This window comes from Hymenobacter sp. HSC-4F20, assembly GCF_019599275.1.
GTDB lineage: Bacteria > Bacteroidota > Bacteroidia > Cytophagales > Hymenobacteraceae > Hymenobacter.
Genome location: NZ_JAHZTD010000003.1, coordinates 82227 through 95776, shown reverse-complemented (window position 1 = coordinate 95776; position 13550 = coordinate 82227). Strand labels below are relative to the sequence as shown.

Below are 13550 nucleotides of genomic sequence, written 5' to 3'. Positions count from 1 at the left end.
CGTTGGGAGGTAAGAAATGCGGGTTGGGCCGCTGTCATCTGAAAACAGATTGTAACGGGCGAAGGTTCGGAGGCGGCAAGTACACTACGTAAGAAAACTGCCGGCGGCCGGTCCCTGCATAAATAGCAGGTCTAAGATGCTGAGTCCCGGTACAAAATCTTTACCAAACGTCTGTTGGTAGGGCCGAACCGACGTCCTGTCAGGTTCCGCCGAAGCAGCGGACTTTGGTGTCAGCCAGTTGCGACGGTCAAGCACAAATGGAGTACTGGGTTGAGGAAACGATGCGTGACCTGCGGGGGTGTAGACAGGCTGGTAGTCGGTAGTAAAATGAATGGGTAAGCGTAGCTTCAGACACCGCAACAACAGCTGTAACAAGCTCAGGTTTAGCTGGAATAGAAGCCGTGGCTTTTGTACGTAGATATCGTGCAGATAGTCGGCGTAGTATTCAAAATACGGCGTACCTCCGTAAGCGGTTTGTAAAGTACGCCAGTGGCGGTGCACCCAATTCTGACGGTAGTCAATTTCGATGGCCGAGGTAAGTACTTTTTCGCTCCGGTTACCATCGATAACAGGCACAGTAAGGGGCTGCACGCCCTGGGCCGTCAGGATCAGGCAGCGGTTGCGGTACGTTTGCTTCTGGTAGTTGTCCTGAGTTTCCAGCCACAGCGCCTCGGCACCAAGCAGTTCGGCGAAAAAAGCCGCTGGCGGATTGTACTGCGACTCGAATAAAATAGCAGGCATGCGAAAAAATTCAGCTCTTGGCAAGAGAGGAGGAAGCGTGAGTATACGGGAATACCGGTAAACCGCGAACTTACCCTGCGAAATTGATAGCAAACCATCCTGCGTTTCCATAACTGGACAGGCGTATACAAAAGTGGGATGGCGCTTTTGAAACGACGTTGTCAGCTCGCGCGTTTGCCAGGCTTGGATCGTGACGTATCCGCCGCGTTTTTACCTTGACTACCGCCAATCTGACACTATGGCTTTCGGACCCCGTTTTCTGCTACCCCTGTTTCTGCTCTTAATGCCGCTAGCCTCGGCCGTAGCGCAACACCAACTCCAGTTGGATGTAGCCTCCTTCCGCAGTGCGGATGTAGCCGTGAGGGGTGGCGTAGTGGAAATCTACGCCACTGTCTCGGGTAAGCGACTAACCTACCAGCGCCGCGGACCCAAGATGTTTCAGGCGGGCGCCACCGTACTGCTGGAAGCTGTGCGCCCCGATGGTACGGCGGCCTACCAGGAAACCGTAACCTTACGCCCACCGGTGCTGCGCGATACCACGGCTGCCATTAAAAACCCGATCAGCTTTCAAAAGCGCATTACCTTACCTGAAGGCCGCTACGTGCTGCGCGGACAGCTCCGCGACCAGTATCGCGCTACGAATACCGATATTGTGGAGCAGCCTCTGGTGCTGGAGTTTACTAGCCCAAAACCGGCGCTTAGCGACTTGGTATTGCTGAGCAAGCCGGCGAGCCGCTCGGCCGTAGAAGCCAACAACTTCATACGAAATGGTCTGAGCCTGACGCGGGCACCGGGCGGGTTGTATGCGCGGGGCATGGAGAAGCTGTACTTTTACGCCGAGCTATACAACGCCGCGGCTGGGCAGCCCCTGGTAGTGCGCTACCGCCTCCGGGCCCCGAAGGCGGCCAAGGACGCAGTAACCGGACAGGGAGCAATCCAGGGCGCGCAGGGCAAGCCTACCGTGCTAACCGGGGACCTGGACCTGAGCAAAGTTCCGGCCGGCGAGTACATGCTTACTGTAGAGGTTCGTAACGCCAAAAATCAAATGCTTTCCACCCAAACTACCACCGTGCGCCGCAATCCAGCCGACTATGCTCCCGCCGGGGCCGTGATGCCGCAATGAGTACTGCCCGCGTCCCTGTCAAACCGTACCCGTGGTACTATCGGCCGTTGGAGTGGCTACTGCTTGGTCTTTCGCGGCTGCCACTGTCCGTCCTGTACAGCATAGCCCGGGGCTTCTTCCTGCTGCTGGCCTATGGCGTGCGCTACCGGAAGCGGGTGGTGCTGGAAAATCTGCGTAACTCATTCCCGGAGAAATCAGAGGCTGAAATTATCAAGCTGGCGTACGGGTTTTACTGGCACTTTTCACAAGTTTTGGTAGAAGTTATCAAACTGGCTAGTATGCCTGCCGCCGAGCTGAAGCAGCGGGTTCTGTTTCGCAATCCGGAGGTGCTGGAGCGCCATTTCGCCAACCACCGCACGGTGCTTGGCTTATCCTCGCACGCTGGCAACTGGGAGTGGGTGCTGACTTCCGGGGCTATTTGGCTATCCGCCCACACCGATGGTGTGTACAAGCCCCTGAGCAATCCATTCTTTGAAAGCTTCATGTATCGGCTGCGCACCCGCATGGGCTCGGGGCTTATTCCGATGCGCGACACATTGCGCGACTTAGTACAGCGCAAGGGCGAAACCCGGGTAGTAAGCATGCTCTCTGACCAAGCGGCGGGCCCTGAGGACCGGCCCTACTGGACAAGCTTCCTGCAGCAGGATGCCGGTTTCTATACCAGCGCCGAACGCTTGGCCAGTCGCTTCCAGTGCCCAGTGGTATACGTAAGCATCCGGCGTCTGCGCCGTGGCTACTACGAAATTATCCTGACGGAGCTGTATGATGGCGACACCCCGTTGCCCACCGATAGTTTTCCCATCACCGACGCTTTCGTGCGACAGTTGGAGCGAGATATTCACTTATTCCCCGCCGACTATCTCTGGACTCACCGGCGCTGGAAGCATAAACGGGTAGTGAACTAGTGAACGGGGGAGGGTAACGTTCTGCCAGCACAAACTGCCTGGGTAGAACGTTATGCTCCCCCGCTCGCTATTTTTCACTATCTCACAGGTACTGCTCAATGTCGCCGGCGCCCTGCCGGATAATGTCGAAGTCCTCATTAGTACAGTCGACAACTGTGCTAGCGATGTTGTTGCCGAATCCGCCATCAATAACTAAATCTACCAGGGGGCGATACTTCTCGTAGATGAGGTCGGGGTCGGTGCTGTACTCCAGTATTTCGTCTTCGTCGTGGATGGAGGTAGAAACGATGGGGTTGCCCAGCTCGCGTACCAGGGTAGTGCAGATCTGATTGTCGGGTACACGGATACCCACGGTTTTGCGCTTCACGCCCCCGTAGCGTGGGGCTTTGGTGCTGGCCTCGAAAATGAACGTAAATGGCCCCGGCAGTGCCTTCTTTAGGACTTTATAGACTGGGGTAGTAATGCCGTTAGCGTAGTCGGTAATGTGCGAGAGGTCGGAGCAGATAAAGGAGAGGTTGGCTTTATCCGGGTGAATCCCCTTGATACGGCAGAGCTTTTCCACGGCGCGGGCATTATGAATGTCGCAGCCCAGGCCATAGACCGTGTCGGTAGGATAAATGATAACCCCGCCATTGCGCAGGACTTCTACGGCTTGGGCAATGCGGTTTTGGGGTGGGTTGTCGGGGTGAATGCGAAGCAAGGTTGCGGACATAGCAGAAGCAGCAGTTGAGTGAGCAGTCAGCCCCATGCCGGCTGTCGGCGGGGGCGGTCAAGGTACAAGGGGAAGGAGAAATCTGCTACTCTTTTCGGTAAAACTGCGCACTGTGTTACGCTACAGGCTCCAGCCGAACATAAAAAAAGGCTCCGGCATACCATGCCGGAGCCTTTTGCCCCTTTTACAGCAGATAGATTATTGCTTTACGAAGAAGCGCGACACGCTGCCATCTTTCGTCGTCAGGCGCAGTGAGTAAACACCCGCTTGCAGCGCGGCTACGTCCAGAGTAGTTTCGGTGGCAGTCAAGGCAGTTTGGCGTACGCGCTGACCTAAAGCACTGAATACTTCCAGCGTAGCGCCGCGGCCGGCGGCATCCAAGCGCACAGTAAGCTTGCTGGTGGTAGGGTTCGGAAACACAACAACAGCCGCGGCAAAGGCCGGCTCGCGGCGGCTCAGTACAAGGTCAGTTAAGCTGCGCGGAACAATCTGGTAGCCCTCGGTATACGGCGTCGAGCTGTCAAACTGAGAACCAATGCCGGTGAGGAAGAACGGGCCCGCCGGTGCCGGCTGGTTGTACAGGGTAGAGCCGCGGTTGATACGAATCTGATACGCCACGCCGTTAGCCGCCGTTACATCTACAGTATAGCCCGACGCAGTAGAGTTTGTCACCCACTGGGAAGGCGTCGTGGACGTGAGCGGGCTTGTGATGCGTACTAGTTCGGATTCCTCTGCTTCCGTGAGGGCAGTAGTAATAGCACGGGGCTGGTAGGTACGGCGGGCGCGGCCAGCGGGCGTAATGCCGCTTAGGGTAATTTGGGTAAGACCGTTAAACTGGCCCAGTGTACCGGTAACTTCTACCGAGTCACCCTCGGCCAGCGTGATGGTGCCGATGTTAGTAGAAGAGAAGATCCCAATGCCCCCCGTATTATCAAGTACCGTGAGCTGGTAGCCAGCCGTGCGGGTATTGACGCCATATACCGTGCCGCGGACCGTAACGCTTTGTCCGTTTTGCAGAGGCACTCCGGCGGCGTCGTTGGTAGTCAGCGTAGCAATGGGGGTTACCACCGGGCCTGCCGGCGTGTCGTTATCGGTGACGGTGATAGTATAGATGCCCGCGGCAGCCATGGCCGCGCCGGCCGGCTCCACGTTCTGCAACGACAGCACAATAGTTTCGGCGGGCTCAGTGGCAGCATCATCTACCAGCGTCAGGGTAGCATTCTGGCTGGCGGTAGAGCCTGCTGGGAACGTAAGTGTCTGGGTTGTGAAGGTATAGTCGGCGGGAGAGGTAGCGGTGCCGCCTGCCGTTGCTATGGCTACCTGCACGGTTACTGCCTGGGTAGGAGCTGCGCTGATGCTCACCGGAATCTGGATGGTGCCGGCACTCTCGGCTACCGTTGCGCTAACGGCACCAAACGAGAGGGTAGGAGCAGTTGTGGTGCCTGGTACGGCAGCGCCGTGCAGACGTACATTATCAACGCGCCAGCTGCCTGCGGTAGCTTCGGCATTGTAGCCATAAATGCGGAATTCTACTGCGGAAGCAAGACTGGCAAAAGCGGCCGGCAGAACAATTTTGCGGTTGGTGCGGGTATTTGTGTCGTCGGGCACGTTAACCGTTACAATGTCCGTGGCGAAGTTGTCGAGGCTGGAGCGCACGGCCCAGTCGCGAATGCCAGTGCCCGAGCGGCGCTCATCAAACCGCAGGCTGTCCAGGCGCAGCGTATAGCCCGCGCTGGGCGTTACTGAAAAGCTGAAATAATCGGCTGCATCTACTGCGCCGGTGCTCCAATCCGTGGCTACAAATGCGTTGCTACCAGCCGAAGGTGTTACGCCCGTTCCCCGCGAGGCGGGGCTGAAAGTGGCGTTGGTCGGCTGGGCATCAACCGGAAACGTGGCCTCGCTGCCGGTCGCACCAGTGAAGGTGTAGAGGCCGAGCGGCGTTTGTGCGTGTGCCACCGAAGCAAGGCTCAGCAGGGCAGAGGCCCCTGCAACGCGCAGCTTCCAAGAAGAGTAGGCGTGTTTCATAGAGGAAAACAGAAGGAAAGGTGAGAAAAAAAGTTAGGGCCAAGACACGATTGTGCCAGAAATGCCCAACCGTGGTACAGCCGCAGAATCCGCGTACTTTTGACGAGCCAAAGCTACCCTAATCCGTCTGGTTGCCCAAGCAGCGGCCCGGACGGTCCATATTACCGTTTTGTTACCTCATCCTGCCTTATGGCCAAAACCCGCATCGACTACAAAGCCAAGGCCACGCGCCGGCGCAACCGTTTTGCTTATATAACGGGCATTATCGGGTTGATACTCGTTACCTTTTCGTATTATTTCTACCAGGTATTCTTCACGCCCAACGTGGAAACCAAGGGCCGCCCGACCTATGTGCTGGTGCGCCGGGGCCAGTCGGCCAAGGCCGTGCTCGACTCCATCGACGCCTCGGGCGTGATTGTGGACAAGCTCAGCCTGCACTTTGTAGCCCGCCTGATGAAGTACGAGAAGCTGGTGAAGCCTGGCCGCTACGAGCTGAAGGACGGCTACACCAACCGTCAGCTTATCAACGACCTGCGCACGGGCCGCCAGTCGCCGCTCAAGCTCACGTTCCAGAACATCCGCCTGCGTGAGGACCTGGCCCGCAAGCTCAGCACCGCCATTGATGCCCGCCCCGGTCAGTTCGACTCGCTGCTTAGCTCGCCCAGCTACACCAAAAGCCTGGGCTTCGATACCACCAGCATCCTGACCATGTTCATCCCCAACACCTACGAGCTGTACTGGAACACCTCGGCCGACAACCTCATGCAGCGCATGAAGAAGGAGTACGAGAAGTTCTGGACGCCGGCCCGCGACGCCAAGCGCCAGCAGCTGGGCCTCACCCGGGCCGAGGTCAGCACCCTGGCCAGCATTGTGGAAGCCGAGCAGCAGCAGCACGCTGATGAGCGGCCCCGCGTGGCCGGGGTGTATCTCAACCGCCTCAAGCGTGGCATGAAGCTGCAAGCCGACCCCACGGTAGTGTACGCCAACCAGGACTTTACCATTAAGCGCGTGCTCAACGTGCACCTGACCAAGGACTCGCCCTACAACACGTATAAGTACGCCGGCCTGCCGCCCGGCCCCATTAATCTGCCCAGCATTGCCAGCATTGATGCCGTGCTCAATCCCGAAAGCCACGACTACCTCTACTTCTGCGCCAAGGAAGATTTCAGCGGCTACCACGCCTTTGCCCGTAACGAGCAGGAGCACCTGGTAAACGCCCGCCGCTACCAGGCCGCCCTGACGCGCAGCGGCATCATGAAGTAAAACTGATGCGCTTACGAAACCAATAAACTTGAATAAGCTCAGTCACGAAGAGTACCAGGCGGTTTTCCAAGCACCGATGTTGGATGTTACGACAACGGCAGAGCCCGTGCTTGATATTTGGCCCTATGTTGAGTCGGTGCCAGTTAGTGATTTGAAAGAATATACTTTATCAGATGGTTTAGTACCGTATGTATACCAGCATCCTAGAAAGGCATTTCTGCATGTACTTATAGCAACTAATAATGCAGATGTTTTTTTAGTGATAATTATTGACTTAAACAGAGTAGAAATTTATGGGCATTATCTCCTTGACTTATTGAAACTATACGGATTAACCCCTGACTCTGAGGACTAACCACATGTACCAATCCGACACCCAAATCCGCGTCCGCTACGCCGAAACCGACCAGATGGGCTACGTGTACCACGGCAATTACGCGGCGTACTTCGAGGTGTGCCGGACGGAGGCGTTCCGCCAGCTGGGCATCAGCTACAAAGCCCTGGAAGCCGACGGGGTAGGGATGCCCGTGGGCGAAATCCGGACTCGCTTCCGCCGCCCCGCCCGCTACGACGACCTGCTGACCGTTCGGCTGCTGCTGAAACAACCCGCCGAAGGCTCGCGCGTGCTATTCGAGTACGAAATCTATAACGAGGCCCAGGAGCTGCTCACCGAGGGCCACACCCTGATGGTATTCGTGAGCATGGCCACTGGCCGGCCCGTGCCTATTCCGCCCGCTATTCAGGCCAAGCTGGCGCCCTATTTCACCGACGAAGAAACGGCCGGGCCTCTCACGCCGCCCAAAGCACCCACCGATGCTCCGGCCCCGGCTGCTTTTCTGAAGAAATAAGCAACGAGGAATGCGTACTGAGCAGTAGTCTCTATTGCTGTGGGTGCAGGTCGGTTGTGCGGCCAAGAAAATGCTCAGAACAGTCAAGAATGAGCAAAATGCCAACCGGAGGTGTTACCCAGTTGCTCCTGTTTCTTGCTCATTCCTACCTGACCTCCATGCGCCTTCCCGTTCGACGCTACCATTTGCCCGATGTGCGCCGCCGCCGCAGTTACCGGCGCTTCATCGTGTTTCTGAAGCGGCTGCGCTTTCACGGCGGGCAGGCCTCGGTGTACGACGTAGTTGACCGGCTCTTGCAGGAAATTAAGCTTGATGGCATTGCCAAGCGGGCCAGCTACATGGCATTTAACCTGACCATTGCCATCTTTCCCACTATTATCTTCCTGTTTACCCTCATTCCCTACATCCCGGTTCCCAACCTCAACGTCGATATCCTGCAGTTCCTAGCCGACCTGATTCCGCGGGAGATGTACGTGGCCGTTTCCGGGACTATTGAGGACATTGTAAACATACCGCACGGCGGGCTGCTCTCGTTTGGTTTTGCCACGGCCATGGTGCTCAGTTCCAATGGTATTATGGCTTTACTCGACGCGTTTGAGAAAAAATACCCATCCTTTAAGAAGCGAACCTACGTGCGCAAGCGGGTTATTGCTACCCTGCTAACGGTGGTACTTTCTGCGGTACTCTTGTTCTCAGTGGCCGGCATCTTCTTCGGTACTTACATCATCGATGCGTTGGTGTACCACGAAATTGTGCCTGAACACCTGACCAACCAGCTGATTGCGCTGCTGCGGTACGGCTCCGTGGTAGGGCTGTTTCTGCTAACTACCTGCCTGGTATATTACTACGTGCCGCCCGTGCACGATAAATGGCCGTTTCTCTCAGCCGGCTCGGTGGTAGCTACCCTGCTTATCTTCCTGGTGTCTTTTCTGTTTATCCTCTACGTGAAGATTTTTGACAGCTATAATCACTTCTATGGCTCCATTGGCACGCTGGTGGGTTTCATGGTGTGGCTGGATTTCGTGTGTATGACCCTGATTCTGGGGTTTGAGGTGAACGTGAGCATCGACGCCGTAACGGGCCGGCTAAAGCGGCCTCAACTACCATCCACCGCTCAGCTTAGTAAATAATTAGTAGCTGGATATGAGTAAGTAAGAAAATTCTTGCAGAAAAAAACGGGCCTGCCTATTGCTCCTTGGGCTGCAATGAATACTTTTGCCATCCCAAACCACTCAGTTGGGCCCTTACAGAGAGGTGGCAGAGTGGTCGAATGCGACGGATTCGAAATCCGTTATACCTGCAAGGGTATCGGGGGTTCGAATCCCCCCCTCTCTGCTCTTGGCTTTTTCAATTCGTGAAAAAGCCTTTTTCTTGCTGTCTTCCGCATCAGTGCACTAAGTCCAACCTTAGAGGAGTGGCAGAGTGGTCGATTGCGGCGGTCTTGAAAACCGTTGAGGGTAACACCTCCGGGGGTTCGAATCCCTCCTCCTCTGCAATGCATCAGCGGACAGCAAGTATACGGGCAGCCTCCTGACTTCGAGTTGGGAGGCTGTTTTTTTTGGCTCTTGCTGCCCCAAGCAGTGAAAGCCAAAAAATAATGCGGGCTTCATCGTTAGTACACCCAATCTTGAGTAATTGCTGGCCTGTGCACACTAGCGTAGTACTTGTTGAGCTTGCTACCTACCTTTATGGCGTCTATGTCTGAACAGCTTTTTGACGTTAACCTACAGCAGCTACCGGATGAGTTCCTGACGGGCAACTGGCGGGTGGCCGACCGGGTGCTAAGTCGTACGGACCCAGCTACTACCCTGGCGCAGGCGGAGCGCTTTCAGCTACAGCCCGGCCGCGTAGAAATTCAGGCGCCTGGGGTGCGGGATGATGGACGCTGGCAGGTGCAGCGCGACAGTCTGTTGAATCGGCCGTACCTGGAATTGATTCTGGGGCAGGAGCAAACCCGGGCCCTGATTACCCGCCTGCGCCGCTCCCGCGACGGCAGCACCAGCCAGCTCAACCTCTACTTTCAGTCGGGAATGGAGATGCAGCTGACCCGCCCGTAATCGTCTCTTCTCACGCTAATCTGCTTGTTTTCGCATGGCTTTTGCTCATTCTGCCACTCCGGAAGACCTTGCTCCAAAGTCCGCAAGCAACCACTTGCCCGCCAGCCCAACCATGCTGCTAAGCATTGCGGATGCAACCGGTGCTACTGTGTATGCAAGTCCGCAGCTGTTGGCGTTTACCGGCCTATCCTTACCCCGCTTATCCACTGAGTGGCCTACCCTGGTTCACCCCGACGACCAGGCGCGGGTAGCAGCCGTGGTGCAGCACGCCTTGGCTAGCGGGCAAAGCTACCAGGTTGAGTTGCGCATGCGTCGCCACGATGGGCAGTACCGCTGGATACACAGTGCCGGCTATCCGCAGGTAAACCAGGATAGCCAGGTGCAGCAATGGATTATCAGCACAGTAGATGTAGTAGCCCTGCGCGATAAGGCTAGCAGTGGCCTGGGCACCATTACCGACTTTAGCTTCCTGGTGGAACTGATTCCGCAGTTGGTGTGGACCACCGACCCGACGGGCTTCCACACCTACTTTAACCAGCGCTGGACAGATTTTACGGGCTATACCCTGGCCGACAGTGTGGGGCCCGATATGTGGAATAACTTGCTCCACCCCGACGACCGACAGCGGGCGCGGCAGGTATGGGGCCACTCGCTGGCTACCGGCGAATTCTACGAAATCGAATACCGCTTTAAATCCAGGCAAGGCGACTACCGCTGGTTTCTGGGCCAAGCCTTGCCGGTGCGCAACGAAGCCGGGGAAATTATGAAGTGGTTTGGTACTTGTACCGACATCCACGACCAGAAAATGCAGCAGTTGGCCTTGCGCAAGCGGGAGCAGGACTTCACTACCCTGGCCAACGCCATTCCGCAGCTCGCCTGGATGGCCGACGAAACCGGCTCTCTTTTCTGGTACAACGACCGGTGGTTCCGCTTTACCGGTACTACCCACGAAGAAATGATGGGTTGGGGCTGGCAGAAAGTACAGCACCCCGATTACGTGGAGGGCGTAACGTCGGGCTGGCAGCAGGCCTTGGCGAAGGGGGAGAAGTGGGAAGATACTTTCCCCCTGCGTCGGCACGATGGAGAATACCGCTGGTTCCTGAGCCGAGCCCTACCCGTGCGCGACGACGAAGGCCGCATTGTGCGCTGGTGCGGCACCAATACGGATGTAACAGAGCAAAAACAGCTGCAGGAACAATTGGAACGCGCTTACTCCGACCTCGAAGCCAAAGTAATGTTCCGTACCCTTGACCTGGAGCGGGAAGTGCAGGAACTGCGCCACCGATTAGGGGAATACGAGTAAACGCCGAAGCAGCAGAAAGAGGCCGCCCCTAGTGAGGCGGCCTCTTTCTGCTGCTTCGGCGTTTACTCCTCGGTATCCTGACCTTTTTTCAGTTCGGCATCCAGGAAATAAGCGCCGTGGCGCACCACACGGGTGGTATCGGGTAGAGGCTCTAAGGGCGTAATGGCTACGTCGCCGTTTTCCTCGGCCCCAGTCCTGACTTTGTAACGGCGGTAGCTTCCGGCCTTGGTTTGGGCGAAGATGTAACTTAGCTCGCCGGCCTGAATAACGGCGTCTTCGGGAAGGGTGCGCTGCCGGGCTCCGGCCGTCTGGATGTGGGCTGATACGTACTGGCCGGGTAGCACATCATCGCGCTCCGGTTCCAGGTGGGCGTGTACGCTGACCGTGCGGGCGTCGTCGTTGAAGGCCTTGCCTACCAGAAATACGCGGGCTCCCAGGTCTTCGTTGGAGCCCCGGCTGGGAATCTTGAACAGAATATGCTGCCCAACTTTCACCCGGGCAATATCTCGCTCAAACACTTTCAGTTCCAGGTGCAGGTCGGAGCGGTCCACAACTTCTACCAGCACATCCTGAGGATTCACGAACTGTCCGGGATTGATGTTCACCGTCTTGACGTAGCCTTTAATGGGAGAAACCAGCGGCACTGTGGGCGAAATATCACCCCGGTCAAGGCGGCTTATCGAGAGGCCCAGCATGCGGAGTTGCGCCGCCGTAGTCCGGAGGGTAGCCTGTTCCGAAGCATAGTCGCTCTGAGCCTGTTGGAGCTTGCGTTTGGCTCCTACGTCCTCGGCATCCAGGGCTTGCTGGCGCTGCAGCTCTTTCTGCAGGAAAGTAACCCGCGCCTTGCTTTGCAGGTAGTCTTGCTGGAGCCGGAGGTAGTCGGGGTGGCGAAGTACGGCCACTATGCCGCCGCGGGACACCTGCTGCCCGGGTAATACCTCCACCGACTGCACGTAGCCCCCCATAACGGCGGACACGGAGGCCTGATTCTGGGGCGGCACATCAATGCTACCATTGGCTTGCACATCGGTGGTCATGTTCTTCCACGCGAAGGAGCCCGTTTCGAGCCCCGCCGCCTGGGCCTGAGCGGGGCTGATGCTTACCTCGTCTGGGTTGGTGGTGGCCGCAGGGGTAGCCGATTCGGGGGAGGTAGCTGCCGGAGGGGTAGTAGTGGTATCAGAGCCACAGGCTGCCAACAGACCCGTCAGAAAAGGCAAAAGAATGTAGCGCATGCGTGAGGAGAAGATAGCCTACCGTCGGGCCTTGCTGAGGCGAGGTAGGCTTTCGTGGTATAACGGTTATTGAATGTCGGGGCCAGTGAGGGTCTGGAGGGAAAGGGCCAGCTCGTTGTACTGGCGGATTTGCTCGAGGTAGGCCGTGCGGATCTGCCACGCGGGCTCGGTGTTCACCACGTACTCCACGTACTCGATGTCGCCGGCGCGGAAGCTTTTTTCAGCGGTATCCAGAATCAGACGGGCTTGGGGCAGAGCAGTTTGCTCGTAGTACCTAAGCGAAGCCTGAGCGCGGACGAGTTGCTGCCGCAGGGCCGCCAGTTGACCCGTAAGCTGGGTGGTAGCATAGCGCAGCTGCGCCTCGGCCGCTTGTTCGCCAAGCCGGGCTGCCTGAATCCGGGCTTTCTGCATACCGCCGAGCAAGGGCAGGGCAATACCAGCCTGGGCTACATGAAAGCCCGTTTCTTTGTTGATCGTCTGGTTAAAGTAGCCCAAGCGCACATCGGGCAGGCGGCGCAGCTGTTCTACTTTGGTCTGACGTTTACTGACGTCGATTTCCTGCTCCAGCAGCGCCAGGGTAGGGTTGGAGGCTGCCGTGAGGGTAGCCGTATCAGCGGGGGTAAGGGGTACCACGGCGGCAGCAGTTGTGTCGATGGTAGCGGGGCGGCCCAGGTTCAGCAGCACCCCGAGCTGCTGTTGCTGCACCTGTTGAGTTGTCAGAGCCAGGGCCAATTGGTTTTGCAGCTCCAGTCGGCGGGCTTCTGCTGAAACCTGCTCCAAGCGGTTGGTTTCGCCGGTTTGGTAGCGGATGCGGGCGGCCCGGGCGGCCCGGCGGTAGAGGCTATCCTGGCGGCGCAGCAAGGCAGTTCGGCGGTAGCTGAGCAGCAGCTCATAGTACGTGGAGCGGATGGTGTGTACCAACTCCCGGCGCTGGGTTCGGGCGCGCTGCTCAGCCGTCAGAATCTGGCCTTCCAGCAAGCGGCGTTGCGCCCCATACACGCCAGGCAGCGCCGCCTGTTGTACAATGTTCAGGCTTTGGTCGCGCAACGGCCCCGAAATTTGCCCCACCTGATAATCGACTACCGTGCGCGGAACATCGTAGCCCGTGCGAGCCAGAACACGTTGCTGCTCCACCGCCAAGTTACCTGTTTGTACCAGCAAGCTTTGCCGTAAGCCGGTTTGCAGGGCCTGTTGCAACGTGAGTGGCCCTTCGGCAACAGCTGGCCCGGCAGGACTTGGCGGTGGTAAGGTACGCGGCGTAGTCTGGGCCCGGAGCAGGCCCGGTAGCAGCAGTGCCAAGAGAAGAAAGCGGTAGAACATACAGGGAATATCAGCCTTAGA

The 13550-nt window shown here is 57.4% G+C and carries 13 protein-coding genes and 2 tRNA genes; 10 read left to right on the top strand and 5 right to left on the bottom strand.

All coding sequences use genetic code 11. The features are described from left to right. Positions 1 to 84: 84 nt before the first annotated feature. Positions 85 to 852, bottom strand: a complete 768-nt coding sequence (locus K3G63_RS16410) for a WbqC family protein (RefSeq protein ID WP_259404527.1) — start codon at positions 850 to 852, stop codon at positions 85 to 87. Between the two features lie 127 nt (positions 853 to 979). Here K3G63_RS16410 and K3G63_RS16405 point away from each other — a divergent pair, with 127 nt between their 5' ends. Continuing rightward, positions 980 to 1864: a hypothetical protein gene (locus tag K3G63_RS16405; protein WP_220615219.1), complete on the top strand. Its 885-nt coding sequence runs from the start codon at positions 980 to 982 to the stop codon at positions 1862 to 1864. Continuing rightward, positions 1861 to 2769, top strand: a complete 909-nt coding sequence (locus tag K3G63_RS16400) for a lysophospholipid acyltransferase family protein (protein WP_259404526.1) — start codon at positions 1861 to 1863, stop codon at positions 2767 to 2769. Before K3G63_RS16405 ends, K3G63_RS16400 begins: the two co-directional genes overlap by 4 nt. An 82-nt stretch (positions 2770 to 2851) precedes the next feature. Here the strand turns inward: K3G63_RS16400 and K3G63_RS16395 are convergent, their stop codons facing one another. Together K3G63_RS16395 and K3G63_RS16390 are read right to left on the bottom strand one after the other, a co-directional pair. Next, a complete protein-coding gene (locus K3G63_RS16395; protein WP_220615218.1) occupies positions 2852 to 3481 on the bottom strand; it encodes an L-threonylcarbamoyladenylate synthase in 630 nt (209 codons plus the stop codon). A gap of 198 nt (positions 3482 to 3679) precedes the next feature. After that, positions 3680 to 5506, bottom strand: a complete 1827-nt coding sequence (locus tag K3G63_RS16390; RefSeq protein WP_220615217.1) for a T9SS type A sorting domain-containing protein — start codon at positions 5504 to 5506, stop codon at positions 3680 to 3682. A 189-nt stretch (positions 5507 to 5695) separates the two neighbouring features. On the opposite strand from K3G63_RS16390, the gene mltG reads away from it, so the two are divergent. From mltG to K3G63_RS16350, 8 genes are all read left to right on the top strand, one after another. Beyond that, positions 5696 to 6769, top strand: a complete 1074-nt coding sequence (gene mltG, locus K3G63_RS16385) for an endolytic transglycosylase MltG (protein WP_220615216.1) — start codon at positions 5696 to 5698, stop codon at positions 6767 to 6769. Between the two features lie 28 nt (positions 6770 to 6797). Further along, entirely contained in the window at positions 6798 to 7124 is a 327-nt protein-coding gene (locus K3G63_RS16380; RefSeq protein WP_220615215.1) for a hypothetical protein, read from the top strand. Between the two features lie 4 nt (positions 7125 to 7128). After that, positions 7129 to 7617, top strand: coding sequence for a thioesterase family protein (locus K3G63_RS16375; protein ID WP_220615214.1), 489 nt, complete (start codon positions 7129 to 7131; stop codon positions 7615 to 7617). A gap of 158 nt (positions 7618 to 7775) precedes the next feature. Next, positions 7776 to 8747: a YihY/virulence factor BrkB family protein gene (locus tag K3G63_RS16370; RefSeq protein WP_220615213.1), complete on the top strand. Its 972-nt coding sequence runs from the start codon at positions 7776 to 7778 to the stop codon at positions 8745 to 8747. Positions 8748 to 8865: 118 nt separating this feature from the next. Beyond that, a tRNA-Ser gene (locus tag K3G63_RS16365) sits at positions 8866 to 8952 on the top strand. Positions 8953 to 9025: 73 nt separating this feature from the next. After that, a tRNA-Ser gene (locus K3G63_RS16360) sits at positions 9026 to 9110 on the top strand. 204 nt (positions 9111 to 9314) lie between these two features. Continuing rightward, complete coding sequence (locus K3G63_RS16355) at positions 9315 to 9674, top strand: hypothetical protein (protein WP_220615212.1); 360 nt, start codon at positions 9315 to 9317, stop codon at positions 9672 to 9674. A gap of 34 nt (positions 9675 to 9708) precedes the next feature. After that, positions 9709 to 10977 carry a PAS domain-containing protein gene (locus K3G63_RS16350; protein WP_220615211.1) on the top strand — a complete coding sequence of 423 codons (1269 nt, stop codon included), beginning with the start codon at positions 9709 to 9711 and terminating at the stop codon, positions 10975 to 10977. A gap of 62 nt (positions 10978 to 11039) precedes the next feature. On the opposite strand, the gene K3G63_RS16345 is transcribed toward K3G63_RS16350, so the two are convergent. Both K3G63_RS16345 and K3G63_RS16340 read right to left on the bottom strand, forming a co-directional pair. Beyond that, positions 11040 to 12209 (bottom strand): efflux RND transporter periplasmic adaptor subunit, encoded by a 1170-nt coding sequence (locus K3G63_RS16345; protein WP_220615210.1) that lies wholly within the window; start codon positions 12207 to 12209, stop codon positions 11040 to 11042. A gap of 66 nt (positions 12210 to 12275) precedes the next feature. Beyond that, positions 12276 to 13508: a TolC family protein gene (locus K3G63_RS16340; protein ID WP_220615209.1), complete on the bottom strand. Its 1233-nt coding sequence runs from the start codon at positions 13506 to 13508 to the stop codon at positions 12276 to 12278. Positions 13509 to 13550 lie beyond the last annotated feature (42 nt).

Excerpts from the sequence above, each read along its gene's own strand:
- mltG (WP_220615216.1), top strand. The coding sequence starts at position 5,696 with ATGGCCAAAACCCGCATCGACTACAAAGCCAAGGCCACGCGCCGGCGC.
- K3G63_RS16350 (WP_220615211.1), top strand. The coding sequence starts at position 9,709 with ATGGCTTTTGCTCATTCTGCCACTCCGGAAGACCTTGCTCCAAAGTCC.
- K3G63_RS16355 (WP_220615212.1), top strand. The coding sequence starts at position 9,315 with ATGTCTGAACAGCTTTTTGACGTTAACCTACAGCAGCTACCGGATGAG.
- K3G63_RS16405 (WP_220615219.1), top strand. The coding sequence starts at position 980 with ATGGCTTTCGGACCCCGTTTTCTGCTACCCCTGTTTCTGCTCTTAATG.
- K3G63_RS16410 (WP_259404527.1), bottom strand. The coding sequence starts at position 852 with ATGGAAACGCAGGATGGTTTGCTATCAATTTCGCAGGGTAAGTTCGCG.
- K3G63_RS16345 (WP_220615210.1), bottom strand. The coding sequence starts at position 12,209 with ATGCGCTACATTCTTTTGCCTTTTCTGACGGGTCTGTTGGCAGCCTGT.
- K3G63_RS16370 (WP_220615213.1), top strand. The coding sequence starts at position 7,776 with ATGCGCCTTCCCGTTCGACGCTACCATTTGCCCGATGTGCGCCGCCGC.
- K3G63_RS16395 (WP_220615218.1), bottom strand. The coding sequence starts at position 3,481 with ATGTCCGCAACCTTGCTTCGCATTCACCCCGACAACCCACCCCAAAAC.
- K3G63_RS16400 (WP_259404526.1), top strand. The coding sequence starts at position 1,861 with ATGAGTACTGCCCGCGTCCCTGTCAAACCGTACCCGTGGTACTATCGG.
- K3G63_RS16390 (WP_220615217.1), bottom strand. The coding sequence starts at position 5,506 with ATGAAACACGCCTACTCTTCTTGGAAGCTGCGCGTTGCAGGGGCCTCT.
- K3G63_RS16375 (WP_220615214.1), top strand. The coding sequence starts at position 7,129 with ATGTACCAATCCGACACCCAAATCCGCGTCCGCTACGCCGAAACCGAC.